This window comes from Streptomyces sp. 35G-GA-8, from assembly GCF_023534745.1.
Lineage (GTDB): Bacteria > Actinomycetota > Actinomycetes > Streptomycetales > Streptomycetaceae > Streptomyces.
On sequence record NZ_JAMHJQ010000003.1, the window covers coordinates 117,937 to 142,057 of the forward strand.

General features: G+C 72.1%; 18 protein-coding genes and 1 pseudogene. 10 read left to right on the forward strand and 9 right to left on the reverse strand.

The features are described from left to right. Positions 1–111: 111 nt before the first annotated feature. The 3 genes from M1203_RS07020 to M1203_RS07030 all read right to left on the reverse strand — a co-directional run bounded on the left by M1203_RS07020 (position 112) and on the right by M1203_RS07030 (position 3,798). Entirely contained in the window at positions 112–2,427 is a 2,316-nt protein-coding gene (locus tag M1203_RS07020) for a TOMM precursor leader peptide-binding protein (protein ID WP_249948645.1), read from the reverse strand. Beyond that, the gene (locus M1203_RS07025; RefSeq protein ID WP_249948646.1) at positions 2,424–2,600 is read right to left on the reverse strand and encodes a hypothetical protein; all 177 of its coding nucleotides are present in this window, start codon (positions 2,598–2,600) and stop codon (positions 2,424–2,426) included. Before M1203_RS07025 ends, M1203_RS07020 begins: the two co-directional genes overlap by 4 nt. Positions 2,601–2,814: 214 nt before the next feature. Further along, on the reverse strand, positions 2,815–3,798 hold the full coding sequence (locus M1203_RS07030) for a helix-turn-helix transcriptional regulator (protein WP_249948647.1): 984 nt from the start codon (positions 3,796–3,798) through the stop codon (positions 2,815–2,817). Between the two features lie 334 nt (positions 3,799–4,132). On the opposite strand from M1203_RS07030, the gene M1203_RS07035 reads away from it, so the two are divergent. Then, complete coding sequence (locus M1203_RS07035; RefSeq protein ID WP_249948648.1) at positions 4,133–4,534, forward strand: cold shock domain-containing protein; 402 nt, start codon at positions 4,133–4,135, stop codon at positions 4,532–4,534. Positions 4,535–4,706: 172 nt separating this feature from the next. On the opposite strand, the gene M1203_RS07040 is transcribed toward M1203_RS07035, so the two are convergent. Then, positions 4,707–5,504, reverse strand: a complete 798-nt coding sequence (locus M1203_RS07040; RefSeq protein ID WP_249948649.1) for an ABC transporter permease — start codon at positions 5,502–5,504, stop codon at positions 4,707–4,709. Beyond that, on the reverse strand, positions 5,501–6,478 hold the full coding sequence (locus M1203_RS07045) for an ABC transporter ATP-binding protein (protein ID WP_249948650.1): 978 nt from the start codon (positions 6,476–6,478) through the stop codon (positions 5,501–5,503). The genes M1203_RS07040 and M1203_RS07045 overlap by 4 nt, the downstream gene beginning before the upstream one ends. Before the next feature lie 85 nt (positions 6,479–6,563). On the opposite strand from M1203_RS07045, the gene M1203_RS07050 reads away from it, so the two are divergent. The 6 genes from M1203_RS07050 (at position 6,564) to M1203_RS07075 (ending at position 14,011) form a co-directional block, all read left to right on the forward strand. Continuing rightward, the gene (locus tag M1203_RS07050; protein WP_249948651.1) at positions 6,564–6,974 is read left to right on the forward strand and encodes a GntR family transcriptional regulator; all 411 of its coding nucleotides are present in this window, start codon (positions 6,564–6,566) and stop codon (positions 6,972–6,974) included. 72 nt (positions 6,975–7,046) lie between these two features. Next, complete coding sequence (locus tag M1203_RS07055) at positions 7,047–8,201, forward strand: DUF1648 domain-containing protein (protein ID WP_249949063.1); 1,155 nt, start codon at positions 7,047–7,049, stop codon at positions 8,199–8,201. Between the two features lie 34 nt (positions 8,202–8,235). After that, positions 8,236–8,856 (forward strand): YigZ family protein, encoded by a 621-nt coding sequence (locus tag M1203_RS07060; protein WP_249948652.1) that lies wholly within the window; start codon positions 8,236–8,238, stop codon positions 8,854–8,856. A 36-nt stretch (positions 8,857–8,892) separates the two neighbouring features. Further along, on the forward strand, positions 8,893–10,059 hold the full coding sequence (locus M1203_RS07065) for an exonuclease SbcCD subunit D (protein ID WP_249948653.1): 1,167 nt from the start codon (positions 8,893–8,895) through the stop codon (positions 10,057–10,059). Beyond that, a complete protein-coding gene (locus M1203_RS07070; protein WP_249948654.1) occupies positions 10,056–13,109 on the forward strand; it encodes an AAA family ATPase in 3,054 nt (1,017 codons plus the stop codon). The genes M1203_RS07065 and M1203_RS07070 overlap by 4 nt, the downstream gene beginning before the upstream one ends. Before the next feature lie 50 nt (positions 13,110–13,159). Continuing rightward, positions 13,160–14,011, forward strand: a complete 852-nt coding sequence (locus M1203_RS07075) for an SDR family oxidoreductase (RefSeq protein ID WP_249948655.1) — start codon at positions 13,160–13,162, stop codon at positions 14,009–14,011. Between the two features lie 148 nt (positions 14,012–14,159). Here the strand turns inward: M1203_RS07075 and M1203_RS07080 are convergent, their stop codons facing one another. From M1203_RS07080 to M1203_RS07095, 4 genes are all read right to left on the reverse strand, one after another. Beyond that, a complete protein-coding gene (locus M1203_RS07080) occupies positions 14,160–15,842 on the reverse strand; it encodes a DUF885 domain-containing protein (protein ID WP_249948656.1) in 1,683 nt (560 codons plus the stop codon). 446 nt (positions 15,843–16,288) lie between these two features. Further along, on the reverse strand, positions 16,289–17,698 hold the full coding sequence (locus tag M1203_RS07085) for a GNAT family N-acetyltransferase (protein WP_249948657.1): 1,410 nt from the start codon (positions 17,696–17,698) through the stop codon (positions 16,289–16,291). A 258-nt stretch (positions 17,699–17,956) separates the two neighbouring features. Beyond that, positions 17,957–19,582: an alkaline phosphatase gene (locus tag M1203_RS07090; RefSeq protein WP_249948658.1), complete on the reverse strand. Its 1,626-nt coding sequence runs from the start codon at positions 19,580–19,582 to the stop codon at positions 17,957–17,959. A 100-nt stretch (positions 19,583–19,682) separates the two neighbouring features. After that, a complete protein-coding gene (locus M1203_RS07095; RefSeq protein WP_374402223.1) occupies positions 19,683–21,188 on the reverse strand; it encodes a PLP-dependent aminotransferase family protein in 1,506 nt (501 codons plus the stop codon). A 65-nt stretch (positions 21,189–21,253) separates the two neighbouring features. Between M1203_RS07095 and M1203_RS07100 the strand changes: the two are divergent. The 3 genes and pseudogenes from M1203_RS07100 to M1203_RS07110 all read left to right on the forward strand — a co-directional run. After that, positions 21,254–22,138, forward strand: a pseudogene (locus M1203_RS07100) (DMT family transporter); the annotation flags it as partial. 48 nt (positions 22,139–22,186) lie between these two features. Beyond that, positions 22,187–23,083, forward strand: a complete 897-nt coding sequence (gene sigJ, locus M1203_RS07105; RefSeq protein WP_249948659.1) for an RNA polymerase sigma factor SigJ — start codon at positions 22,187–22,189, stop codon at positions 23,081–23,083. A gap of 256 nt (positions 23,084–23,339) precedes the next feature. Further along, complete coding sequence (locus M1203_RS07110; RefSeq protein ID WP_249948660.1) at positions 23,340–24,104, forward strand: GntR family transcriptional regulator; 765 nt, start codon at positions 23,340–23,342, stop codon at positions 24,102–24,104. The last annotated feature ends 17 nt before the right edge of the window (positions 24,105–24,121 follow it).

Sequence of the window (24,121 nt, forward strand, 5' to 3'; positions counted from 1 at the left end):
TTGCTACGTGAAGAGCGTAAGTGATCGACGTGAAGGATGTGCCGAGATCAGACGGTGCCGGAACGAAATCGCCGCTCCGTTACGCGGACTTTACGCGTCCGCTCGTGGGAGTCAGACGAAAAGTGGTATGGGGTTCAGTCGGTCGTAAGGGGTGGGCTCGGCGCATCTCCCCAGCTCCACCGGGGTGTTGTAGAGCCGGCCCGGCGCGAAGCGCGGCCAGAAGGGCCGCAGTCCCGGCACGATCACCTTCACCACGGGGAGTACCAGATCGGGTCGGCTCTGGTCGAGTACGAGCAGTTCCATGCCGTGCGACCGCGTCAACTCCGTGATGGTGGTGACGTCTTCCAGCAGATCACCGGTCGGGGTGTAGGGCCAGTCGCGCGGCCCACGGGCGGGCGCGTCCCGATCCGCCCGCAGATAGGGGCGGTTGGCGGCCGTGGAGTGCCGCCACCAGTCCAGCGGTTCGGGATCGGTGACGCGGTAGCCACCGCCCTCGGGTGTCACCTCGCCGACCAGGGGCAGCAGTTGACCCATCTCCGTCAGGGCCCTGCGCAGTGCCAGCCGCGGGTCGAAGTGCGCGCCGAAGCCGAAGACGATGTCCTCGGCCGGCTTGTCCGTACGCCGGGACAGGGCCGCGATCACAGGGATGCCGAGGTCCGAGGTGAGGTCCAGGGCCCACACCTCGCGGCGGACCGTACGGTAGCCCTCGCGCAGCCGCTCGATGTACGGCTCCCCGAAGGCGTCGAGATCGACACCGGGCTGACGGGTCCGGTTGTACCACCACAGCGCCACCGCGTCCCGCTCCACCAGCTCCAGGAACCCCTGGACCAGGGCGTCTTCGGGGCTGCTGCCGGCCGCGTTGCCGTTGGAGTCGGCCGACAGGCCGTCCGGTGCCTCCTCCTCGCCGAAGTACAGCATGGACGTGGGCAGCAGTCGTTGGGTCCGCCCGGTCAGCGACCACACGGGGGTCCAGTCGGTGGGACGGCGCGCGTCGAACGGCGGTGGTACGTGGTGCAGCCGGGAGCCGCCCGCGTTCCACCGCTCCCTGTCCCGGAACTGCCGGTCGTCGAACAACTGGCAGGAGTTGGGATGGATCGCCGCTTCGCCCAGGGCCTGGAGGGAGTCATGGAGCACCGGTTCGTCACCCTGCCGGGTTCCGCTGTAGCGCTCCACCGCCTCACCCAGCGCGCTCGTACGGGCCTCCTCGTCCGTGAGCCCCTTTCCGCCGCTGAGGGAGCGCAGCCCGGCCCGCAGCCCCGCCAGGGTCCCGCTGCGCATGGCCAGATTCCGGCCGGAGAGAAAGGCGCTGACGAACTCCGGGCTCCCGGGGGCACGCCGGATCTCCTTGATGATGCCGGTGACGGGATCCACCAGCGATCCGTAGCCCTCCCACATCTGACCGGGCGTCAGCGCCCGGTGGCCATTGAGGTCATGGACGGCCTTGGGCCGCGACACCGGTACGAACGGACCGTCCACCCGCCGGGCGACCAGGCCGGGATCCCCGCAGACCGCGCACTGCGGCAGCCGGGCCACGGGATGGGCCGTGGAGCGCAGTCCCAGTGTGTCCAGCGTGTTCACGGAGCCGTGTGAGGAGGACCGTACCCCCGCCAGCCACTTGGCGGCCTCCAGCACGGCGAGTTGTACGGCGATGGCCCGGCCCGCCGCCAGTGTGGCGTGCGGTCGCCGCGGCGGTCCGTCCAGGCCGAGCGCGCGCTGGAGGGGGCGCTCGGAGTGGCGGTGACCGCGCAGCCGGGTCGCCAGACAGTGCCAGCACGGACCCTCGCCGGGGCGGAAGACCGGTCCGATCCAGGGGGTCGCGGAGCCCAGGGCCACCGGCAGCCAGGGCGTCTTCGCCGCGCGGTGCCGGGCATCGACCTCGCGCAGCTCCGGGGAGAGATAGTCGTCGCACAGGACGAGCGAGAGATCCGCCTCGGTGTCCGGCGGCGCGAGCGTCAGCCCCGAGGCGCGGCACGCGGCGCCGACCTCGTCCAGGTCGACATCCGTCAGGGCCACCGGGTGTACCGACGTCCGGGCGAGCCTGTCCAGCGTATGCACGCCGTCCAGCCCGGCCAGATCCCAGTAGGCCTCGGCCGCCGGATCGGGGCAGGGGGGTGCGGTCGGGCTCTCCGGCGCGGCCGGCCGCAGCCGCAGCAGTCCCGCCGCGTCGAGGGCCCGCAGCGAGGCGTCGGCCTCCTCCGCGGTCAGCGCGGGAGCCGCGTCCCGCAACACCTCGTCGGGACTGCGGGTGCCGTCGAGCAGGGGTACCAGCACCTCGCTGTGGTCCCCGTACAGCGCGGTGACTCCGCGCTGGGACACCAGATAGGCCGCCTCTCCCGGGACGACCGTGGCGCGCAGATGGCTCTTGAAGCCGAGTCGCGCCCCGTCACCGGCGGACGGCCACCGGCCGTTCCCCCCTGCCTCGGTCATGCCTGGTGCGGCTCGTGCGCGTTGAACGCGGGGGCGACGGGAGAGGCGTTGATGCAGATGCTCAGCATCGCGACGCCGTCTTCGGGCATCGAGTCGAGGTCCTCGATGACGAGATGACGCCCGCCGGCCGCCGGTCCGTCCGACCCGAGGAGGGAGGTGATGGCGTTGCTCATGACGATCGTTCCCCTTTCATGCTGTCCGTTGTCGTGCGGTCGGTTGACGTGCTGCCGCGTGCGCGACCCGTGGCGATTCTCGCGGGAATGAGGCCGCGCACAACGGTTTGACGAGTAGTCAGTTCCGGATTCACTGCCGGGACATGAAATTCTCATGCTCGACCCGGGTGTTCAACGACCGCCGAAACAGCTGGAGATGGCCGACGGATCGATCCTACTGTCGTGCCGTCCTGGGGCGCGGCGGCTCGTTCACGGAGCCCGGACGCGTACCGGGACGGGCCGTGGAAGGGGCCTTGCGCAGCCGGCCACCCAGCAACGCCATTCCGAGCGGTGTGACCGAATGGAGAGCGCTGTTCCGTACCCGCCGAGTGGTGATCAGCCCCGACTCCCGCAATACGGAGGCGTGTTGGCTCGCACTGCCGGGGGAGACGCCGAGCCGCGCGGCGAGCTGGCTGGTGGTGCAGGTGTTGGTCAGCGCGCGCAGGGCGGCGGCGCGGGTCTGACCGACGAGTGCGCTGAGCGCCTGTCCGCCGGTGACCTCCGGGGCGTCCGGGACCGCGAACAGACCGGAGACATCCGACGGCATGGAGAAGACCAACGCGGGCTGATCGCTGTCCCGTTCGGCGGCGATGACCCGGCCGACCAGCCCCGGCAGGAACGCCGACGGGTTGAGCAGCAGGCCCTGGCCCCTGAGATGGACGTCGAGCTCCAGGCCGTCGTGTATCTCAAGGACCGGTGGGTTCCAGACGATCCGGGGGTGCAGTGTGCCGAGCAGCTGCTCGACCCCGCCCGTCATGGCGATGCGTCCGTGTGTGTCGCACTCGCTGTCGAGCCGTTCCAGAACTCGGTCCCAGTACGGGGCGACACCGGCCCGCCACATGTCCACGGCCAGCCGGGTCGCGTCCGTACGGGACAGGGAGAGCGCGGCGAGCGCGGAGGTGTCCGCGTCCGGCGAGGAGTCGAGCAGGAACAACAGATCGTCCGGTGCCTTGAGGGCCCGGAGCAGTGGGACGAGCGGCCGGTTGAGGGAGGAGGTCTCGCGCAGCCGGCCGAACGCGTCGGCTCGCCATCGCGCGTAGTCGGGGTTGCGGGACTGGGTGAGCACACCGAGCGCGAAGACCCCCTCGGCGACCGGGCCGAGTGTGCTCTGCAGCCGCGTTCGAGCGAGATCTGCCGCGGTGAAGTGGATCCTCTGCATGTAACGCCCCCGTAAGCGAGTGGTGAATCCGTGGCGTCGGCAGTGCGGCCGACCATACGCTCGTCGATGTGCGGTGCCGGGCGTCGCGAGCCCGCCGAAATCGGCGGACGGGGCCCAGGGCCCGTCCGCCGGACAGGCCCTAGCGGGAGGAACCGGGACCCGCAATCGACGTTGCCATGGGCTGAGCTGCGCAGACAGTGTCGGCGTCCTCGAACCGTCATGGCCGATTCACTGTCCGGATCATGAATTCTTCAGGGGTGGCGCCGCGGCGCCGGACGTACCATCCTGGTCGAGCTGAATCAGGGCTGGTTGTGGTGGTCGCGGAGGTGTGGTTGTGCTGAAGACGGGGAAGATCCAGCGGTTCGACGAGACGCGTGGGTATGGATTCATCAACCCGGACGAGGGTGGTGAGGACGTGTTCATGCACGCGAACGATCTGCTGGACGAGAAGTACCTCTACCAGGCGGGCCGGGACGTCGAGTTCTTCGTCGAAATGGGCGAGAAGGGCCCGAAGGCGTCGGAGATCCGTCTGATCCACCAGCCTTCGCGACACCGTCTCGAACATTTCGGAGGCGGCGGCGGGGTGGCCGAGGACGAGCCGGGCGCCGGCGGGTTCCGCAGCGAGCTGACCGACGTGCTCCTCGACGCCGACGGAACCCTGACCGCCGATCAGATCAAGCGGATCCGTGCACGGATCATCGAGCTGGCGCGTACGCACGGCTGGATCGGCGACTGACCGGTGCGCGGAGCCCCGCGCGCGGACGCGCGCAGACGCGCGGGGAAACGGGCGAGTGGAGCATGAGCAACGCGGGTGCCCCGGCATGCGGTCCGGGGCACCCGCCCATTGCGTGTACGGGCGATCGCCGGGGAAGGGAGTCCGGCATCGCTCCGTACCCGCGGTCCGGCGGTCAGACCACGTCCCGTCGCAGGGGTACCCGTACGGCGACGGCCGCCGCGACGAGAGCGTAACCCGCCAGCAGCACTCCGCCGCCCACCGGGGACAGCAATGACACCGGACTCGTGGCCAATTCGTCCGCCAGAACATCAGCGAGATAGGTGAAACCGGTGAGCGAGGCCGTGGCGCCACCCGGCAGCAGCGGGTAGAGCAGATTGACCCCGGGGATCATCATCAGGATCAGCTCGCCCAGGTAGAGATAGCCGATGACCACCGAGAGAGCGACGAGCTGGTTGCGGATCAGCGCGCCCATCGCCACCCCGAGCAGGGTGTAGACGGCCATCGTCAGCGCCAGCCTGAGCAGTAGCTCGATCACCGTGCCGGTGGCGAGCCCGGGGGTGACCCCACGGGCGGCGAGCGCTCCGAAGAACCCCGCGCCCGCGCTGCCGGTCTGCACCAGCCCGTACACCAGACCTGCCGCTCCGAAGGCGACCAGCTTGGCGGTGAGCACCTGTCGGCGCCGCGGGGCGAAGAGGAAGGTGAAGGTGACCGTACGGTGCCGGTACTCCGACGTCATGGCCACCGTGCCCAGCGCCGCCGGGACGAAGACCGTGAAGCCCAGCATCCCGAAGACCGACAGAACACCCTCCTCCGTCGCCAGGCCCGGCATGGGCGGCGAGAAATTCTCCGGTCCGACGGCGGTCAGCAGCCCGACCATGCCGCCGCCGAGAACGACGGCGGTCAACAGCGACCACAGCCACATGCGGGTGGCGAGCAGCCGGCGGAACTCCGCCTTGATCAACGCGTTCATCGGGCCTCCCCCTCGCTGTCCGAGCTGTCCGAGGTCAGTTCGAGGAACAACCGCTCCAGGCTCGTGTCCTCAGAGAGCAGTTCATGCACCCGCAGCCCCGCGGCCGACGCCAGATCGGCGACCTGCGCGGTCGTGAGCCCCCGCACCCGCAGCGCGCCGTCGTGCCCCGTCTCGACGTTCCGCGCGGCCCCCACCCCATGGGGTGTACCCCGTAACAGCGCCTTCTTGAGCGCCTCGGCGTCGGGGGAGCGGACCAGTACGGTCGAGGGGCTGAGCCGCTCGATCTCCCGCAGCGGCCCCGCCGCGACCAGCCTGCCGCGCCGGATCATCACGATGTCGTCCACGATCTGCTGAACCTCGCCGAGCACATGGCTCGACACCAGTACGGTGCGCCCCTCGTCGGCGAGTTCGCGCAGGAAGCGACGGAGCCACGCGATGCCCTCGGGGTCGAGGCCATTGCCCGGCTCGTCGAGCAGCAGCACCCGGGGATCGCCCAGCAGCGCGGTCGCGAGGCCGAGCCGCTGCTTCATTCCGGTGGAGAAGGTACGGGTCTTGCGGTGCGCGGCGTGCGCGAGGCCGAGCCGGTCCAGTAACTCCTCGACACGGCCCGCCGGATGGCCGCCCATGGTGCGGTAGATCCGGAGATGGTCCCGCGCCGAGTGCTGCGGGTGGAAGGCCGAGGCGTCGAGCACCGCCCCGACGACCTCGGAGGGCCGGCGCAGCTCTCCGTACCGCTTGCCGCCGATCGTGGCGGTGCCCCCGGTCGGGGTGACCAGGCCCAGGATCATGCGCATGGTCGTGGTCTTGCCCGCTCCGTTGGGTCCGAGGAAGCCGGTGATGGCGCCCGGCTCCACGGAGAAGCTGAGCCCGTCCACCGCGGCGACCGGCCCGAACCGCTTGGTCAGGCCGGTCACGTCGATCCGGTGGCTCGGGTGACGCGTCGGTTCCGTGGCTGAAGTCCGCGTCTGTGCCATGGGATCCATCCCTCCCTCTGGGACCCGGGGCCCGGTCCTGCCGTGATATCTATTCTAGTAGTTGTACATCAGATAGAGTGAGCGTGTGCGACTCGTGCTCGATCTCGACAGTGAGGCCCCGATCTATCAGCAGATCCGCGACCGGGTGGTGGAAGCCATCGCGGACGGCTCCCTGGCGCCCGGTGCGTCCCTGCCCTCCACCAGACAGCTCGCCGTCGACCTGGCGATCAACTTCCACACCGTGAACAAGGCATACGACCTGCTCCGGCGCGAGGGCATCATCCGCGTCAACCGCAAGAGCGGAGCGGTGGTCCACCCGGATGTGCGGACGGCGACGGCGGAACTGCGGGTGGGGACCGACTGGGAGCGGCGGCTGCGCACGCTGCTGGCCGAAGCGGTGGTGCGAGGCAGTACCGAGGAGGAGGTCGACGCGTATGTACGGGCGACCCTGGAGGGGTTCGCCCAGCGGAACGAGGGGGGTGGCGGGGAGCGGTGAAGAAGCCCTGGCGGCTGCGGTCCCGGCCGGCCGTGCCCCGTCGCTCACACGAGATTGGATCGGGTGACCACCATGCTTGTCAGCCTGCTCGTCAATGCCGGAATCCTGCTGCCCCTAGGAGCCACCCTCTGCGCCGCGCCGAGCCCGTCGCTCAACCCCCACTCGGTGCCCTTCGGTGTACGGGTACCGCCCGACAGGGCGGACGCCCCCGAAGTGAGCGCGCAACGTCGGCGCTACCGCGCTCTGTTGCTGCCGGCCACCCTCGTGGTCACCGTGGCCGCCCTCGTCATCGGCGCGGTGCTCGACAGCGTCGCGGTCGGCGGCGTCGCGGCGCTCGTGCTCTGTGCGATCGCCGCCGCGCTGTGGCTGAGCGCGCATCGCGCCCTCGTCCGCGCGAAGGAGCGGGGCGACTGGTACAAGCACGTACGGCAGGGTGTGGCGACGGACACCTCCCTGCGCACCGATCCCGTACGGCTCCCGTGGGCATGGACGATTCCTTCGCTCGTGGTGATCGTCGTGACCGCCGTCGCAGGTGCGATCGCCTATCCGCGGCTGCCCGAGACGATGGCGCTACCGAAACGTACGTCGAGCGGGACCGTGTACCGCGAGATCACGACCACCTTCTGGACCGTGTTCGGCCCGGTCTTCGCCCAGATCCTGCTGACCGCCGTGGTCATCGGGACGGTCGCCGCCGTGCTGCGCGCCCGCGCGGACCTGGATGTCTCGCGGCCTCTGAGCAGCGCCGCCCGGCACCGCCGCCACCTCGGTCTGACGGGGCGGTCTCTGCTGGGCATCGCCGCGCTGCTGAACCTCATGCTGCTCGGGCTGTCCGGGATGATGTGGAGCGACAACCGCTCCGGCGCGGTGCTGTCCCTGGTCGTCGGCGGGCCGCTGCTCGCGGCCGTCGCCGCGTCCGTGCCGCTCATACGCGACGGATCCGGGGGCGGCCGACCGACGTCGGAAGGCACGGGCGGCTCGGGAGGCGAGGGTGGCGCGGATGGCTTCGACGGCGCGGACGAGGAGACCGGGCTGGTGCCGCGCGACGACGACCGCCACTGGTACGGCGCCGGCACCGTCTACGTCAACGCCGACGATCCCGCCGTCCTGGTGCCCCGGCGCGTGGGGCTGGGCTGGACCGTCAATCTGGGCAATCCCCGGTTCCTGATCATCTCCGCGGCGGTGCTCGCCATCGCCGCGGGGGCGACGGTCGTGTCCGCGACCGTGTGATCGGGCCGGCTCGGGCCCCGCATAGGGTGGGGGGATGCAGGAGCAGTACCGGACCGTCGCCCGAGCGGGCGTCCACGAGACCGAGATCAATCGGTCGCGCTTCATCTGCGCGCTGGCGCCCGTGGCGACGGAGGAGGAGGCGCGGGAGTTCGTCGCGCGGATCCGCGAGGAACACCCGACGGCCACGCACAACTGCTTCGCGTATGTGATCGGCGCCGACGCCTCCGTGCAGAAGGCCGGTGACGACGGTGAGCCGGGCGGTACGGCGGGCGCGCCGATGCTCCAGATGCTGACGCGACGTGAGGTGCGCTACACCGCCGCGGTCGTGACCCGCTACTACGGCGGGGTCAAGCTCGGCGCGGGCGGACTGATCAGGGCGTACGGGGGAGTGGTCGGCGAGGCCCTGGACGCCGTCGGGACCCTCACCCGGCAGCGCTTCCGACTGGCGACCGTCACCGTCGACCACCAGCGCGCGGGCCGGCTGGAGAACGATCTGCGGGCGACCGGGCGTGCGGTGCGCGACGTACGGTACGCCGAGGCGGTCACGATCGAGATCGGCCTGCCGGACTCGGAGGTACCGGCGTTCCGGGCATGGTTGGCCGATACGACGGCCGGGACCGCCGTGCTGGAGCTGGGCGGAGAGGTCTTTGCCTGATATGCCCCGCGTCTTCCGCCCTTTGGAGAGCCGGTCTTGAGGATTCTGCACACGTCGGACTGGCATCTCGGGCGGTCGTTCCACCGGGTGAGCATGCTCGACGCCCAGGCCGCGTTCCTCGACCATCTCGTGGCCACGGCCCGGGACCGCGCGGTGGACGCCGTCGTCGTCGCGGGCGATGTCCACGACCGGGCCGTACCCCCGCTCAGCGCGGTGGAGTTGTTCGACCGGGCCCTGCACCGTCTCGCCGACGCCGGCGTACCGACCGTGATGATCTCCGGGAACCATGACTCGGCGCGTCGGCTCGGCGTCCTCGCGGGCCTGGTCGAGCGCGCGGGGATCCATCTGCGGACCGACCCGGCCGGCTGCGCCACCCCCGTGCTGCTGAAGGACGCGCACGGCGAGGTGGCCTTCTACGGACTGCCCTATCTCGAACCGGCCCTGGTAAGGGACGAGTTCAAGGTCGCCAAGGCCCACCACGAGACGGTGCTCGGCGCCGCCATGGAACGGGTACGGGCCGATCTCGCGGGACGCGACCCGGGCACCCGCTCCGTCGTCCTCGCGCACGCGTTCGTCGCGGGCGGCGCGCCCAGCGACAGCGAACGGGACATCACCGTGGGCGGTGTGGCGGCCGTGCCCACCGGAGTCTTCGACGGCGTCGACTATGTCGCCCTGGGACATCTGCACGGCGCCCAGACCCTCACCGAACGCGTCCGTTACGCGGGCTCGCCCCTCGCGTACTCCTTCTCGGAGACCACGCACCGCAAGACGATGTGGCTGATCGAGCTGGGGCCGCGGGGCGAGATCGGGGCGGAGCGGATCGACTGTCCGGTACCACGCGCCCTGGCCCGGATCCGGGGCACGCTCGACGAACTGCTCGACGACCCCCGGTTCGCCCGCCACGAGTCGTCCTGGGTCGAGGCGACCCTGACCGATCCGGTACGCCCCGCCGAGCCCATGGCCCGGCTCACCGAACGCTTCCCGTACACACTCAGCCTTGTCCTCGACCCCGAGCGGGGCGACGACGACCCGCTCTCCTCCTACGCGCAGCGCCTCGCGGGCCGTACCGACCAGCAGATCGCGGAGGACTTCATCGCGCACGTACGGGGCGGATCGGGGCCCGACGAGCCCGAACGCGCGGTGCTGCGCGCCGCGTTCGAGGACGTACGGGTCGACGCGACGGTACGCGAGGAGACCCCGTGAGGCTGCACCGGCTGACCATCACCGCCTTCGGGCCGTTCGCCACCACCGAGGAGGTGGACTTCGACGCGCTCTGCGCCGCCGGGCTCTTCCTGCTGCACGGCCCGACCGGCGCCGGGAAGACCTCGGTGCTCGACGCGGTCTGCTACGCGCTCTACGGCGCCGTGCCGGGCGCCCGTCAGAGCCCCGGGGTCACACTCCGCAGCGATCACGCGCCCGTCGGGACCCCCACCGAGATCGGCCTCGATCTGACCGTCGGCGGCCGACGGCTGGAGATCGTCCGACGGCCCGCGCAGCTCCGGCCGAAGAAGCGGACGAAGGGATTCACCACCGAGAAGGCGCAGAGCTGGCTGCGGGAGTACGACGCCGAGAGCGGTACATGGCGCGCGCTGAGCCGCTCCCACCAGGAGATCGGCGAGGAGATCGGAGTCCTGCTCGGGATGAGCAGGGATCAGTTCTGCCAGGTGGTGCTGTTGCCACAGGGCGACTTCGCGCGCTTCCTGCGCGCGGACGCGGAGGCGCGCGGGAAGCTTCTCGGCAAGCTCTTCGACACCCGCAGGTTCGCCGCGGTCGAGGAGCGCCTCGCCGAGCTGCGGCGCGCGGCCGAGCACCGGGTACGCGCGGGCGACGACCGGCTTCTCGCCGTCGCGCAGCGGCTCGCCCAGGAGGCGGGGGACCGTACGGCGTCCCCCTCCGGCAACCGTACGGCGTCCCCCTCGGGCGACCCCGCGACGCCGCCACTGCCCGAACTCCGGCCGGGCGACGCGGGGTTCGCCCCGGCCGTCCTGGAGTGGGCGGCGGTCGTCCGCACCGGCGCCCACGAGTGGTCCGACATCACGGAATCCGCCCTGTCCGGCGCCGAGAGCCGCGCCCTGGCCGCCGGGCGCGCGCTGGACGCCGAGCGGGAACTGGCCGCGCTGCAGGAGCGGTTCGTCCAGACGCGGCGCCGCGCCGAGGCGCTGGAGGAACAGCGCTCCGAACACGAGCGGGCACGGGCCCGGCTGGAGCGTTCCCACAAGGCGGAGCTGGTCGCACCGGCGCTCTCGCTGCGCGCCGACGCGGAACAGGCCCACCGCGCCGCCACCGCCGAGTACGAGCACGCCCGGGCGCTGCTGCCCGCCGGTCTCATGGACGCCGGAGCGGAACAACTCGCCGCGCTGGAAGGGAAGGTGCGCCAAGAGCTGGGCGCGCTCGACGCGGCCCGGCGCGCCGAGCACCGCGACACCGAGATCACGGCCGAGCGCGCCGGCCTGGACCGGCAGGCCCGTGCCGACGACGAGGTCCTTCAGGAAGCGGCCGACTGGCTGGCCGGGTGGGAGCACCGACGCGGCGTCCTCCAGGACCGTGTCGAGGCCGCGCAGGAGGCCGCGACCCACGCCGAACAACTCGCCGGACAGCTCGACCCCGCGCGCCTGCGGCTCGAAGCGGCCCGGCGGCGCGACACCCTCGAAACGGCGGCCTCGGAGGCCGGGCGGCTGCTCAACTCGGCCCGGGAGCAGGCCAATACGGCGCATGAGCACTGGCTCGACCTGCGCGGCCGACGGCTGGCAGGCATGGCCGCCGAGCTGGCCGCCCGGCTCGTCGACGGTGAACCCTGCGCGGTCTGCGGCTCCGCCGCGCACCCCGGGCCCGCGCCGGCCACCGACGGCCAGGTCGACCCCGCCGCGGAGGACGCCGCGCTGGCGGCCTACCGGCGCGCCGACCAGGCCCGCGGCCGCGCCGAGCGCGAACACACGGCGATACGGGAACGACACACGGCGGCCCGCGCGGCGGCCGGTGAGTCGAGCGTCGCCGAACTCGCCACGCTCACCGAGCGGCTGGACCGGGAACACACCGAGGCCCGCCGTGTCGCCGCCGGTACCCACGCGGCCCGCGAGGCCCTGGGCCGCGCCGAGCGTGAGTACGAGGGCCGGCTCACCACGCAGCGCGAGGCCGAACGCCGCGTGGCCGCCCGTACCTCCAGGCGCGACGCCCTGGAACGCGAACAGAACGCGCTGCGGGCCGAGTTGAACCACGCCCGGGGAGCCGCGGACAGCGTCGCGGAACGCGCCGCGCAGCTGGCCGACCGGGCCGGCCGGTTCGCCGGGGCCGCCGAGGCCGTACGCGCCGTCGAGACCACCGCGCTCCGGCTCAAGGAGGCCGACGGCCGGGTGGCCGGCGCCGCCTTCCGGGCCGGGTTCGACACCCCGGAGGCCGCCGCGGACGCCCTGCTCACCGACACCGACCGGCGGACGCTCCAGCACCGGCTCGACGACTGGCGGGCCGAGGCCGCCGCGGTCGCCGACCGGCTCGCGGAACCGGAGACGCGGGCCGCCGCGGATCACCCGCCCGCCAGGACCGAGGCCGTCGCAGCCGCCCACAACGCCGCCGAACGCGCCCTGCGCGACGCGTCGTCCGCCGCGACCACCGCCCGGGACCGCCGTGCCGAGCTGGGCAGACTCTCCCGGCTGGCCGAGGCCGAGGTACGCGCACTCGGCCCGGTGCGCGAGGAGTACGACAGGGTGGCCCGCCTCGCCGGTCTCACCGCGGGCACCTCCACCGACAACGAACGCAGGATGCGCCTGGAGTCCTATGTGCTGGCCGCCCGCCTCGAACAGGTCGCGGCGGCGGCCACCGTACGGCTCCAGCGCATGTCCTCCGGCCGGTACGCCCTGGTCCACTCCGACGCCAGAACGGGCGGCCAGCGGCGCTCCGGGCTCGGGCTCCAGGTCATCGACGCCTGGACCGGCAGCGCGCGTGACACCTCGACACTCTCCGGCGGCGAGACCTTCTTCGCGTCCCTCGCCCTCGCGCTCGGCCTCGCGGACGTCGTCACCGACGAGGCGGGCGGCGCCCGGCTGGACACCCTCTTCATCGACGAGGGCTTCGGCAGCCTGGACGATCAGACGCTGGACGAGGTCCTGGACGTCCTGGACTCGCTCAGGGAGCGCGACCGGAGCGTCGGCATCGTCAGCCACGTCGCCGACCTGCGCCGCCGTGTCCCCACCCAACTGGAGATCGTCAAGGACCGCCATGGCTCGGCGATCCGGCAGGGGACCCAGGTATCTCCCTGAGGGGAGAACCGCGTGGACAACGGCCGCCCCTCAGACCATGATCGTCAGCTATGCCCCTCCTTGAGCCCCCGGCTCCCGAAGCACTCCGCCGCGACCCGCTGCCGCTGCGTGGCCGTACCGCGCTGGTCACCGGCGCCAGCCGGCGCGGCGGTATCGGATACGCGGTCGCCCGGCGCCTGGTTGCGTACGGCGCGAGCGTGTATCTCCATCACCATGTGCCGCACGACGCGGGTCAGCCCTGGGGAGCCGATCCGGACGGTCCCGAAGGTGTCGCCGCCGCCGTACGGGAGGCGCGCGCGGATCCGGAGGCGCTGGTGGTCCACGGGCCCGCCGACCTGTCCGATGCCGAGGCGCCCGCCGCGCTGATCGCCACCGCGGCGGAAGCGCTCGGCGGCCGGCTCGACATCCTGGTCGCCAACCACGCGCTCAGCGGCGACGACGGCCCACTCGACACCATCGACGCGGCGATGCTCGACGCCCACTGGGCGGTCGACACCCGGTCGGTGATCCTGCTCATCCAGGCCTACGCCCGGCGGCGCGCGACCCTGCCCGGCCGTACGCCCGGCGGCCGGGTCATGATGATGACGTCCGGTCAGGACATCGCGGGCGGGATGCCGGGGGAGATCGCGTACGGTCTGGCCAAAGGCGCTCTCGCCTCCGCGACCCGGTCGCTGGCCGGCTCGCTCGCGGCACAGTTGGTGACGGTCAACACGGTCAACCCCGGGCCCGTCGACACGGGTTACCTGACCGGAGCGGCGTACGAGGAGATCGCGGCGTTGTTCCCCGCCGGGCGCTGGGGGATGCCCGACGACCCGGCCCGGCTGATCGCCTGGCTGGCCACCGACGAGGCCGAGTGGATCACCGGTCAGGTCATCGACTCCGAGGGCGGTCTCCGCCGCTGACCGAGGTCGACGGGAAACCTGGCGCCCATCGAAAGCCCCTCAGGAAAGAGGGCGCGGCCGGGCTCATGCCTCTCGGCTGAGCCCGGCCACCCCCGTGACGAGACACGCGGCCATCCCGTGGCCACTTCTGTACCGGAAAGGGGCAGGGTCAGAGCTTCGACAGCTCGTCCACCAGATCGTCGAGGCCCAGCGAGCCCTGCGACAGCGCCGCCATGTGCCACGCCTTCGCGTCGAACGCGTCGCCGTGCGCCCGGCGGGCGTTCTCCCTGCCGAGCAGCCAGGCACGCTCGCCCAGCTTGTAGCCGATCGCCTGGGCGGGCATCGACAGATAGCGGATCAGCTCGCTCTCCACGAAGTCCGCGGGACGGCCGCTGTGGTTCCCGAAGAACTCCTGCGCCAGCTCAGGGGTCCAGCGCTCGCCGGGGTGGAACGGCGAGTCCGCCGGGATCTCCAGCTCCAGATGCATACCGATGTCCACGATCACCCGGCAGGCGCGCATCATCTGCGCGTCCAGGTAACCGAGCCTGCGCTCCGCGTCCGGCAGGAAGCCCAGCTCGTCCATGAGCCGCTCCGCGTAGAGCGCCCAGCCCTCCGCGTTGGCGCTGACCTGGCCGACCGAGGCCTGGTAGCGCGAGAGCTGATCGGCGACATGGGTCCACTGCGCGATCTGGAGATGATGGCCGGGAACGCCCTCGTGGTACCAGGTCGACACCAGGTCGTACACCGGGAAGCGGGTCTCGCCCATGGTCGGCAGCCAGGTGCGGCCGGGGCGGGAGAAGTCCTCGGAGGGACCGGTGTAGTACGGGGCCGCCGCGCCGCCCGGCGGGGCGATCCGGGACTCCACGCGCCGTACCCGCTCGGCGAGTTCGAAGTGGGTGCCGTCGAGCGCGTCGATCGCCTCGTCCATCAGCCCTTGGAGCCAGACCCTGACCTCTTCGACCCCCTCGATGTGCTTCCCGTGCTCGTCGAGATGGGCGAGCGCCTCCCAGGGGTCCGCGCCCGGCAGGATCTTCTCGGCCTCGGTCGTCATCTCGGCGCGCAGCCGGTGGTACTCGGACCAGCCGTACGCGTACGCCTCGTCCAGATCCAGATCGGTGCCGTTGAAGTACCGCGACCAGCGGGCGTAGCGCTCCCGGCCCACGGTGTCGGGGGAGCCCTCGACGGCGGGCGCGTACACCTCGCGCATCCAGTCCCGCAGCTCGGCGAGGGAAGCGGTGGCGGTGCGTGCGGCGGTGTCCAGTTCGGTACGGAGACTGTCGGGACCGGCGGAGACGAACTCCTCGAACCAGCCGCGCTCCTCGCCCACCCACTCCGTCAGCTGGCCGATGAAGGTCGCGGTGGGCCGGGGACCGCCCGGCAGCTTGCGCTCCAGGCCCAGGGCGAGCGACTCGCGGTAACCGGCCAGCGCGGCGGGCACGGCCCGCAGCCGCTCGGCGATCGCCGACCAGTCCTCGTCCGTCTCCGCCGGGGTCAGCGGGAACGCGTCACGGAGATGGTGCACGGGCGAGTGGATGTTGCTGACCAGTCGCAGCCCCTCCTCGGCGTCATGGACGGCGAGCTCGGCCGTCAGACGCTCACGCAGCAGCCGGCCACAGCGCCGCTCGGCATCGCTGTCCGCGCCCGGCAGCGTTTCGGCCACATCGAGCCGGGCGAGAGTCGCCCGGGCGAGATCGGCGACGGCCTGCTGTCCGGCCGGGGAGAAGTCGGGCAGGCGACGGGAGCTCTCCGCGACGCCCAGATAGGTTCCGGTGATCGGATCGAGTTCGATGAGTGCGTCGACGTAGGCGTCGGCGACCTGGCGGGGCAGCGCGCTGCCGGAGGTGTCTGACATGCGGACATCCTCTCCGAGGGAGAACTTCCGCGTCACATCCCCGTTTCCGGCGGATCGGTCGGAATGGCTGATGACGGCGACCTCGGGGGACCGCCACTCGCCGGAGACCACCTCCGTCCCGGCACGGGCGACTCAGGGCGTGTCCGGCGGCGCGGCATGGACCGGGCAGTCGTCCGGGCCGGTGAGACGGATCGGCGCCCATGTCGGGCAACAGCGCCGGGAAACAGCGCCTGAACCATGGAAACGTCCGGATCCGCTCCCCGAACGGGCCCATCGGCTGTGGGCCGTGCGGTCAGGACCGAAGGGCGGGCCGGGCCTCCGCGCCTCGGCCGATTTTGGCCGGATCGCACCGTGGCCGACAGCCGACAGCCGACAGCCGACGCCCGGAACCGCCTCGGACCCGGGCCGCGCGGGCAGCTGATCCGGGCCGCGCGGTCAGCGGTCGGTCAGCGGTCGGCCTGCTCGTGGCCGAACCAATGCGCGTCACCGTACGGAGGCAGCCCGCGCGCGGCCGTCGGCTCCAGCCGGGCCGTGATGACCAGCGTTCCTTCGTCGATCTGGTAGTCCAGCGGCAGACCGAGATCCCGCATGGTCGCGACCATGCCCGTGTTGGACGCCTGCGTGACGGCGTACACACTGCCGCATCGCGCCTCGACGGCGAGCGCCACGAGCCTGCCCAGCAGCTCGGATCCGATCCCGCGCCGCTGCCAGGCGTCCTCGACGATCAGCGCCACCTCGGTCTCGTCCCCGTCCCAGAGCAGATGACCGAGGGCGACGAGCCGGCCGGACTCCGTCTCGACCGCGAGCGTACGTCCGAAGCGCGGGCTGAGCAGATGGTTCAGATAGCGGTCGGCGTCCCCGACCGGGCCGTGGTAGCGCAGGCCCAGGGTCCGCTCGGAGCAGCGGGCGTGCATGGCGAGCGCGGCGTCGAGATCGCCGCGGTCGGCGCGGCGGACGGTGATCTCCTCGCCCTCGGGCAGCGTGAGGACGTCCTGGCCGCGGGGGATACGGGGACCGAGCCGGGCGTCCAGCTCGACCAGCGCGCGGGCCCGTGCGAACTCGGTCGGGGTGAAGGGCAGATAGGGGCGCTCGACGATGATGCTGCCGCCGTGCGGGTCGTGCAGTCGCATCTCCGTTCCGTCCAGTACTCCCTCGACGGGCGCGCTCTCGCCGGCGGAGCGGCCGGCGAGGGAACCCGCGGGCCGGGAGCGGATCGTGCAGCGGCCGAGCAACTGGCGCAGCGAGAGCGGCAGTTCGGCGGCGTCCAGCGCGGTACGGGTGGCGAGACCGAGCACCCGGGTCGGGGTGTCGACCAGATCGTGCGCGTCGGCGCGCTCGATCCATGTGCCGCTGCCGCCCGCGGCGGAGATCTCGCGGGTGAGGTCCTTGGCCTGGAGGGCGGACGGGGCGCGCAGCAGGAACTCGTCCACGGTGCCCTCGGCCAGCGGATGGGTCTGGAGGGTGAGGATGTCGACATGGCGCGCGGCGAACGCGGTGCACAGCGCGGCGAGACTCCCCGGCTCGTCCCGCACGGTGGTCCGCATCCGCCACAGCGTCGTCTCCACCGGCTCGGACGGGGCGGTGCTCTCCCGCGCGTCCGGCACCGGCGGGGCCGGGATCCCGGGCGGCGGAGGGGCATGACCGTGCCTTCGTGCCCACCATGTGTGGAACATGGCCGTGGCGATCAGCGCCACGGCGGAGGCGACCAGCAGGAACGCGCCGTCGGGGCCATGGGCGATCATGTTCGCGAGGGCGTCGGCGACGGCCACGGCGGTGAACAGGGCGGCCAGCTCAACAAGATCCCGCCGCCAGTGGTGCGGGCGGCGGACACTCTTCGCAGACGTCACATTGGTCATGACCTCACTCTGACGGAATGGTGTTGCGTGATCACGAACGGTTTGTGACTGATGGGTTAAGTATGGATCTGTTCCCTTTTGGTCTGTCTTTCATAAATTTTGGCGTGGAGTGATCGCTTCAGCGATGCAATATGGCCGCCGCCTGAGCAGCCGTCCGCCCTGCGCGTCCGCCCCGCGCGTCCGCCCCGCGCGTTCTCCGGGGCGGACGGACGGGAAGAGGCGAGTGCCGGGAACTCCGACAGCCGGAGTGACCGGCTCCTACTGGCCGACCTTCCCCGGCTGGAGCACCTTCGTGAACAGCACCGTGCCGCCCTCTTCCCGCAGCCGGACCGTCAGCTCACCGCTGGCGCCGTCGATGTCCACCTCGCCGAAGAGCGGCGGGACCTCCATCGGGGAGAGGTTCGAACCCGCCGGCGCCTTGACGAAGGCACGGTCGGGGCCGAACGTGTCGTCCAGCTTGCTGGCCGGGAACTGGCCCGCGGCGAGGGGACCCGAGACGAACTCCCAGAAGGGCGCGAAGTCCTTGAAGGCGGCCCGCTCCGGCGTGTAGTGCTGCGCCGAGGTGTGGTGCACGTCCGCCGTCAGCCACAGCGTGCCGGTGATCCGGTGGTGCTTGATGTACCGCAGCAGCTCGGCGATCTGGAGCTCCCGGCCGAGCGGGGCGCCGGGGTCGCCCTGGGCGATCGCCTCGATGTTCGCCGAGCCGTCCGGCACGACCAGCCCGATCGGCATATCGGCGGCGATCACCTTCCACACCGCGCGCGACCGCGACAGCTCGCGCTTGAGCCACGCCAGCTGCTCCGCGCCGAGGATGCCGTTGGTGTCGTCGTTCTGCCGGCCCGGCGAGTTGGCGTTGCGGTACGTCCGCATGTCCAGCACGAACACATCGAGCAGCGGACCGTGGTTCACCACGCGGTGGACGCGCCGGTCCTGCCCGCGCGCCGGCGCCGAGATCGGGAAGTACTCGTGGAACGCCTGCGTCGCGCGGGCGGCCAGCACGTCCACGCTCTTCTCGGTGTAGCGGACATCGTCCAGGATCTGGCCCGGGTACCAGTTGTTGCGCACCTCGTGGTCGTCCCACTGAGTGATCGAGGGGACCTCGGAGTTGAAGCGCCGTACGTTCTCGTCGAGCAGGTTGTAGCGGAAGTTCCCCCGGTACTCGTCCAGCGTCTCCGCGACCTTCGCCTTCTCCGGAGTGGTGATATTGCGCCAGACACGGCCGTCGGGCAGCGTGACACTCGGCAGGATCGGGCCGTCCGCGTAGACCGTGTCGCCGCTGCACAGGAAGAAGTCGGGGTTGAGCCGGCGCATCTCGTCGTACACCGTGAAGCCGCCGATGTCCGGGTTGATGCCCCAGCCCTGTCCGGCGATGTCGCCCGACCACAGGAACCGCACGCCCTGACGGCGCTTCACGGGCGCGGTACGGAACGTGCCGTACACCGGCTCGCCGGTACGGCGGGGGTCGTGGGGGTCGGCCAGGGTCACCCGGTAGTGCACCTGCTCACCGGCCGGCAGACCGCGCAGCGGGACCGTACCGGTGAAGTCGGTGCCGGGGCCGAGCAGCGGACCGTGCCAGGAGCGGGCGCGGCGGAACGATTCGGTGGCCGAGGTCTCCACGATCATGCGGGCGGGCCGGTCGGACCGTACCCACACAAGACCGGACGAGGAGGTGACATCGCCGGCCTGCACACCCCAGGCGGCGCGCGGCCGGCCGGACAGCGCCTGGGCGGGGGCGGCGCCCGCGAGCGCGGCACCGGGCAGCGCCAGCACGGCGGACGCGGCGAGCGAGCCGCGCAGCACACCGCGGCGGCCGGGACCTCTCGGGGCGTCCGGGGACGGAGCGGAAGAAGGGTCGGGGGAGGTAGCGCGGGCGTTGTGCGACATCGATGCGTCTCCTGGACAGATGGTGCGTCGGGGTGTCATGCCATGCCTAATGCCCGGCGGCGGCCGGTGCGCGAACCCCGGGTGAACAACCGGACGCGCCCTACCCGTCCCGGACGGCCTCGGCCAGCAGCCGCACGCCCCGCTCGATCCCACCCGGCGTCAACTGCGCGTATCCGATGACCAGTCGTACCAGGCCGTCCGCCGGCCGCGCCGTCCCGTGGTCCGCCAGCGGACGCAGCGCGATCCCCGCCGCCTCCGCCCGCCGCAGGAACCGCGGTTCTGGGCCGTGGCGCGCGGGCAGCCGGGCGATGACATGGAGCCCCGCCGCGATCCCGCTGACCTCCGTACCGGGGAAGTGGGTGGCGAGGGCCGCGACCAGCGCGTCCCGCCGCTCCCGGTAGAGACGCTGACAGCGGCGCAACTGGCGGTCGTAACCGCCCCGTTCGATGAACTCCGCCAGCACCGCCTGGTCGAGCGAGGGATGGCCCAGATCCATGGTGCGCTTGCGCTCGACGAGTTCGTCCAGCAGCTCGCGCGGGGCCAGCAGCCAGCCGAGCCGCAGTCCGGGCGCCAGCGATTTGCTCACCGAGCCCGTATAGACCACACGTTCGGGATCCAGCCCCTGGAGCGCGCCGACCGGCGCCCTGTCGTACCGGAAGTCGCCGTCGTAGTCGTCCTCCAGGACGAAGCCGTCCACGGACCGCGCCCACTCAAGGAGTTCCCTACGGCGCTCCGGTGAGTACGCGATCCCCGAAGGGAATTGGTGGGACGGCGTCGTCACCACGGCACGCACCCCGGAACGGACCAGCGGACCCGGAGCCAGCCCCTCCGCGTCCAGCGGCAGGGGGACGGTCCCCAGCCCGGACGAGGCGAACAGCGAGGTGTGTTCCGGACTGCCGGGATCCTCCATGCCGACGGTACGCAGCCCGCGCCCGCGCAGGACGAATCCGAGCAGCGTCGTCGCCTGGGCCACCCCGGAACAGACCAGCAGCCGCTCGGGATCGGCCGCCGCACCGCGCCGCCGGGCCAGCAGCGCGGCCAGCGCGGTACGCAGCGCCGGCAGCCCGCGCGGGTCGGGATAGCCCAGCGCGTGGTGCGGCAGCCGCGCCAGTACGGACGCGTGCGCCGCCGCCCAGGCCGCGCGCGGGAAGAGGGAGAGATCCGGGGTGCCGGGACGGAGATCGGCCCGCGCCCCGGGCGGCCGCGGGGCGAGATCACGGACCTCGGGCGCGGCCGCCCGTACGGCGTCGCTCACCCACGTACCCGCGCCGCGTCCGCTGCGCAGATAGCCCTCGGCCGTGAGCTGCTCGTACGCCTCCGTGACCAGCCCGCGCGACACCCCCAGATCGGCGGCCAGCTCACGGCTGGCGGGCAGCCGGGTCCCGGCGCCGAGCCGCCCGGACCGGACGGCCTCGCGCAGCGCGGACTGGAGCGCGCGGCCCCGGCCCCTGGCGGGCGCGGCGGCGGCCGTCGTCAGCAGTTCCCACGCCGGGGTCCCGCCGTCCCCCGGGGGCCCGGCCGAGGAACCGGACCCGGCAGAGGCCGGTGGATCGGCTGAACAATCTGTCGGTGGATCTGTCGGTGGATTGGTCCCCGATGGCGCCATGGAAATGGACCTTAAACCGGACCGCCCGGCTCCCTAGCGTCGGCCCCATGAAAAGCGTCGGCCCCATGAAAGCGAACTCCGTCCAAGGGGCGCTCCTCGCCGCCCTCGCCTGCGTCCTCGTCGGCGCCTCCTTCACCGCCAACAGCCTCCTCGGCGCCTATCCGTACGCGGGCGGCCAGGCCCTGCGCTACGGGTTCGCCTGCCTGCTGCTCCTGCCCCTGGTCGGCCGGGGCGGCACGGCCACCCTGCGCGCGCTGACCCGTCGCCAGTGGGGGCGGCTGGCGGCGCTCGCGGCGATCGGCATGGTGGGGTTCAACCTCGCGATCCTGGCGGCGGAACGCACCGCGGAGCCCGCCGTTCCAGGGGTCTTCGTCGGGTGCGCGCCGATCGTGGTGGCCGTATTGATCCCCCTGACGGCCCGCCGCCGCCCGGCCCGCCCGGCGGTGATCGGGGCGCTGCTGGTGGCGGCCGGCGCCTTCGCCGTCCAGGGATGGGGCCGTACGGACGCGACCGGCATCCTCTGGTCGGTGGGCGCGCTCCTCGGCGAGGTCGGCTTCGCGGTCATCGCCGTACCGGTACTGCGACCCCTCGGCCCCCGGCTGCTGTCCGCCACGGTCTGCGGGATCGCGGCCGTCGAGTCCCTGATCATCGGACTCGTCCTCGACGGCGCCGCCGTACTGCGGGCCCCGACCGGCCAGGAGACCGCGGCGCTGCTCTGGCAGGCCTCGGTGGTGACCGTCGTCGGCTTCGTCTGCTGGTACATGGGCCTGCAGCGCATCGGCGCCGAACGCGCCACCCTCTTCTCGGGGTTGATCCCGGTCTCCGCCGCGCTCACCGCGCCCCTGGTGGGAACGGGGACGTACGGCGCGGCGCAGGCGGCCGGGAGTCTGCTGGTGGGCGCGGGGGTGGCCGGCGGCTCGGGAGTCCTGGCGAAACGGCGGCCGGCCGCGGGCTGAATCGCCTGGACAGCAGGTGCGTCCATCGGTTGGGATGGGAATGTGGCGACCGATACCGCGAGCACCGACGAATTCGAAGCGCACCGGCCCGTACTGACCGGGGTCGCCTACCGCATGCTCGGCGCGGTCGCCGACGCCGAGGACGTGGTCCAGGAGGCATGGCTGCGCTGGAGCGCCGCCGAGCGCACGGACATCCGCGAGCCGCGCGCCTATCTCGTACGGATCACCACCCGCCTCGCCATCGACCGGCTCCGGCAGGCCAAGGCGCGGCGCGAGTCCTATGTCGGCCCCTGGCTGCCCGAGCCGATCGTCACCGACTTCGGACCCGCCCTGCCCGACACGGCCGAGCGCGCGGTGCTCGCCGACTCGGTGTCCGTCGCCGTGCTGGTCGTCCTCGAATCCCTCTCGCCGCTGGAGCGCGCGGTGTTCGTGCTGCGCGAGGCGTTCGGTTTCCCGTTCGGCGAGATCGCCGTCACCCTGGAGCGCAGCGAGGCCGCCGTCAGACAACTGGCCGGCCGGGCCCGGCGCCATGTCGAGGAACGCAGGCCGCGATACGACGTCGATCCGGCCGAACGCCGCGCTCTGACCGAGCGGTTCCTCGCCGCGGCGGGCGGCGGCGACATCGACGCGCTGCTCGCCCTGCTCGCGCCCGACGTACGGCTGGTCGGCGACAGCGGCGGCAAGGCCAAGGCGCCCCTGCGGATCATCGAGGGTGCCGACAAGGTGGGCCGGTTCATGTTCGCCGTCGCGGAGGGCGCGGCGCGGTTCGAGCTGCGGGCGATGGAGTTCAACGGCGCCCCCGCGGTGCTCGTCCTCGACGGCGGAGTACCCGATCTCGTCCTCCAGCTGGAGATCAGGGACGGCAAGGTGGAGTGCGTCTACATCGTGCGGAATCCGGACAAGCTCAGTGGAGCCGCCCCGGAGCGCCCCTCCGCGTAAGCCCTGCTCGCCGCTGACGGCGACGCCCGGCGCCGGGTCCGATCCGGACGACCGGTCCCGTGTCACGCGCGCCTCACCAGCGTACGAACGTACTGTGAACACCCTGAGTCGGAGAGTGACTTCTCTCCGTGACCGGCGGAGGATTGGTCTTGACCAAGAGGATGGCCCGTCCTATCGTCACTATTTAGTGCAGGAACCTTTAATAAACAAGGGCACGGAAAACCCGCCGGAGAGACGGCGATTGCGGAGGATCAGGGTGGGGACCACGCAGCTGGAAGCAGTGCCGGAGCCTAAGTACTGGCACCTCAAGACCGTGCTCGGCGAAGCGCTCGACTCCGACTTCGCGGTGGGGGAGGTCCTGCCCAACGAGCGTGATCTGGCCGCCCGTTTCGGGGTCGCCCGCGCCACGCTCAGGCAGGCGCTCGAACAGCTTGAGCTGGAAGGCCGGCTCCAGCGCCGCCGCGGGGTCGGCACGACCGTCGCCCCGCCGCGCGTGGGTGTCGACGTCTCCACCACCCAGCACGAATGGCCGGGCACCGTACAGGACGCCTGGCAGCCCGTCGACTGTGCCATGGCGCCCGCGCCCACCGCGGTGGCCCGGCTGCTGGAGACGGACGCCGACGAAGAGGTCCACACCGTCCGCAGGGTCCGCTCCACCCATGGCCAGGCCGTCGCGGCGGAACTGCTCTACGTACCCGCCTCGTCGGTGCCCGAGCTGTCGGCCATCGAGTCCCCCGAGGGGCCCGTGCGTGCCCGCGCCGTCCTGCGTGAGCTCCAGCGCCTCGGCCTCGACGGCCAGGACCGCGCCGTGGAGCTGGGCTCCGCGCGCGCGGACGACGCCAGGGAGCTGGACCGGCTGCCCGGCGCGCCCGTCCTCGTCGTCACGACGCGCTATGTCGTGGCGGGCCGTCACGCCGCTGTATCGGTGGCCACGTACCGCGCCGACACCTGCCGGCTCACGTTCGGGGACTCCGGCGACCTGGAGATCAGCGAGGAGCCGCAGGAGCGCCGCGCGTCCTGAAACCCGTTCACGCCCTC

What these genes read in the sequence shown, in the direction of transcription:
- M1203_RS07080 (WP_249948656.1), bottom strand. Translation starts at nt 15,842, where the DNA reads ATGTCAGACACCTCCGGCAGCGCGCTGCCCCGCCAGGTCGCCGACGCC.
- M1203_RS07040 (WP_249948649.1), bottom strand. Translation starts at nt 5,504, where the DNA reads ATGAACGCGTTGATCAAGGCGGAGTTCCGCCGGCTGCTCGCCACCCGC.
- M1203_RS07060 (WP_249948652.1), top strand. Translation starts at nt 8,236, where the DNA reads ATGCAGGAGCAGTACCGGACCGTCGCCCGAGCGGGCGTCCACGAGACC.
- M1203_RS07030 (WP_249948647.1), bottom strand. Translation starts at nt 3,798, where the DNA reads ATGCAGAGGATCCACTTCACCGCGGCAGATCTCGCTCGAACGCGGCTG.
- M1203_RS07075 (WP_249948655.1), top strand. Translation starts at nt 13,160, where the DNA reads ATGCCCCTCCTTGAGCCCCCGGCTCCCGAAGCACTCCGCCGCGACCCG.
- M1203_RS07020 (WP_249948645.1), bottom strand. Translation starts at nt 2,427, where the DNA reads ATGACCGAGGCAGGGGGGAACGGCCGGTGGCCGTCCGCCGGTGACGGG.
- M1203_RS07090 (WP_249948658.1), bottom strand. Translation starts at nt 19,582, where the DNA reads ATGTCGCACAACGCCCGCGCTACCTCCCCCGACCCTTCTTCCGCTCCG.
- M1203_RS07095 (WP_374402223.1), bottom strand. Translation starts at nt 21,188, where the DNA reads ATGGCGCCATCGGGGACCAATCCACCGACAGATCCACCGACAGATTGT.
- M1203_RS07085 (WP_249948657.1), bottom strand. Translation starts at nt 17,698, where the DNA reads ATGACCAATGTGACGTCTGCGAAGAGTGTCCGCCGCCCGCACCACTGG.
- M1203_RS07055 (WP_249949063.1), top strand. Translation starts at nt 7,047, where the DNA reads ATGCTTGTCAGCCTGCTCGTCAATGCCGGAATCCTGCTGCCCCTAGGA.
- M1203_RS07045 (WP_249948650.1), bottom strand. Translation starts at nt 6,478, where the DNA reads ATGGCACAGACGCGGACTTCAGCCACGGAACCGACGCGTCACCCGAGC.
- M1203_RS07025 (WP_249948646.1), bottom strand. Translation starts at nt 2,600, where the DNA reads ATGAGCAACGCCATCACCTCCCTCCTCGGGTCGGACGGACCGGCGGCC.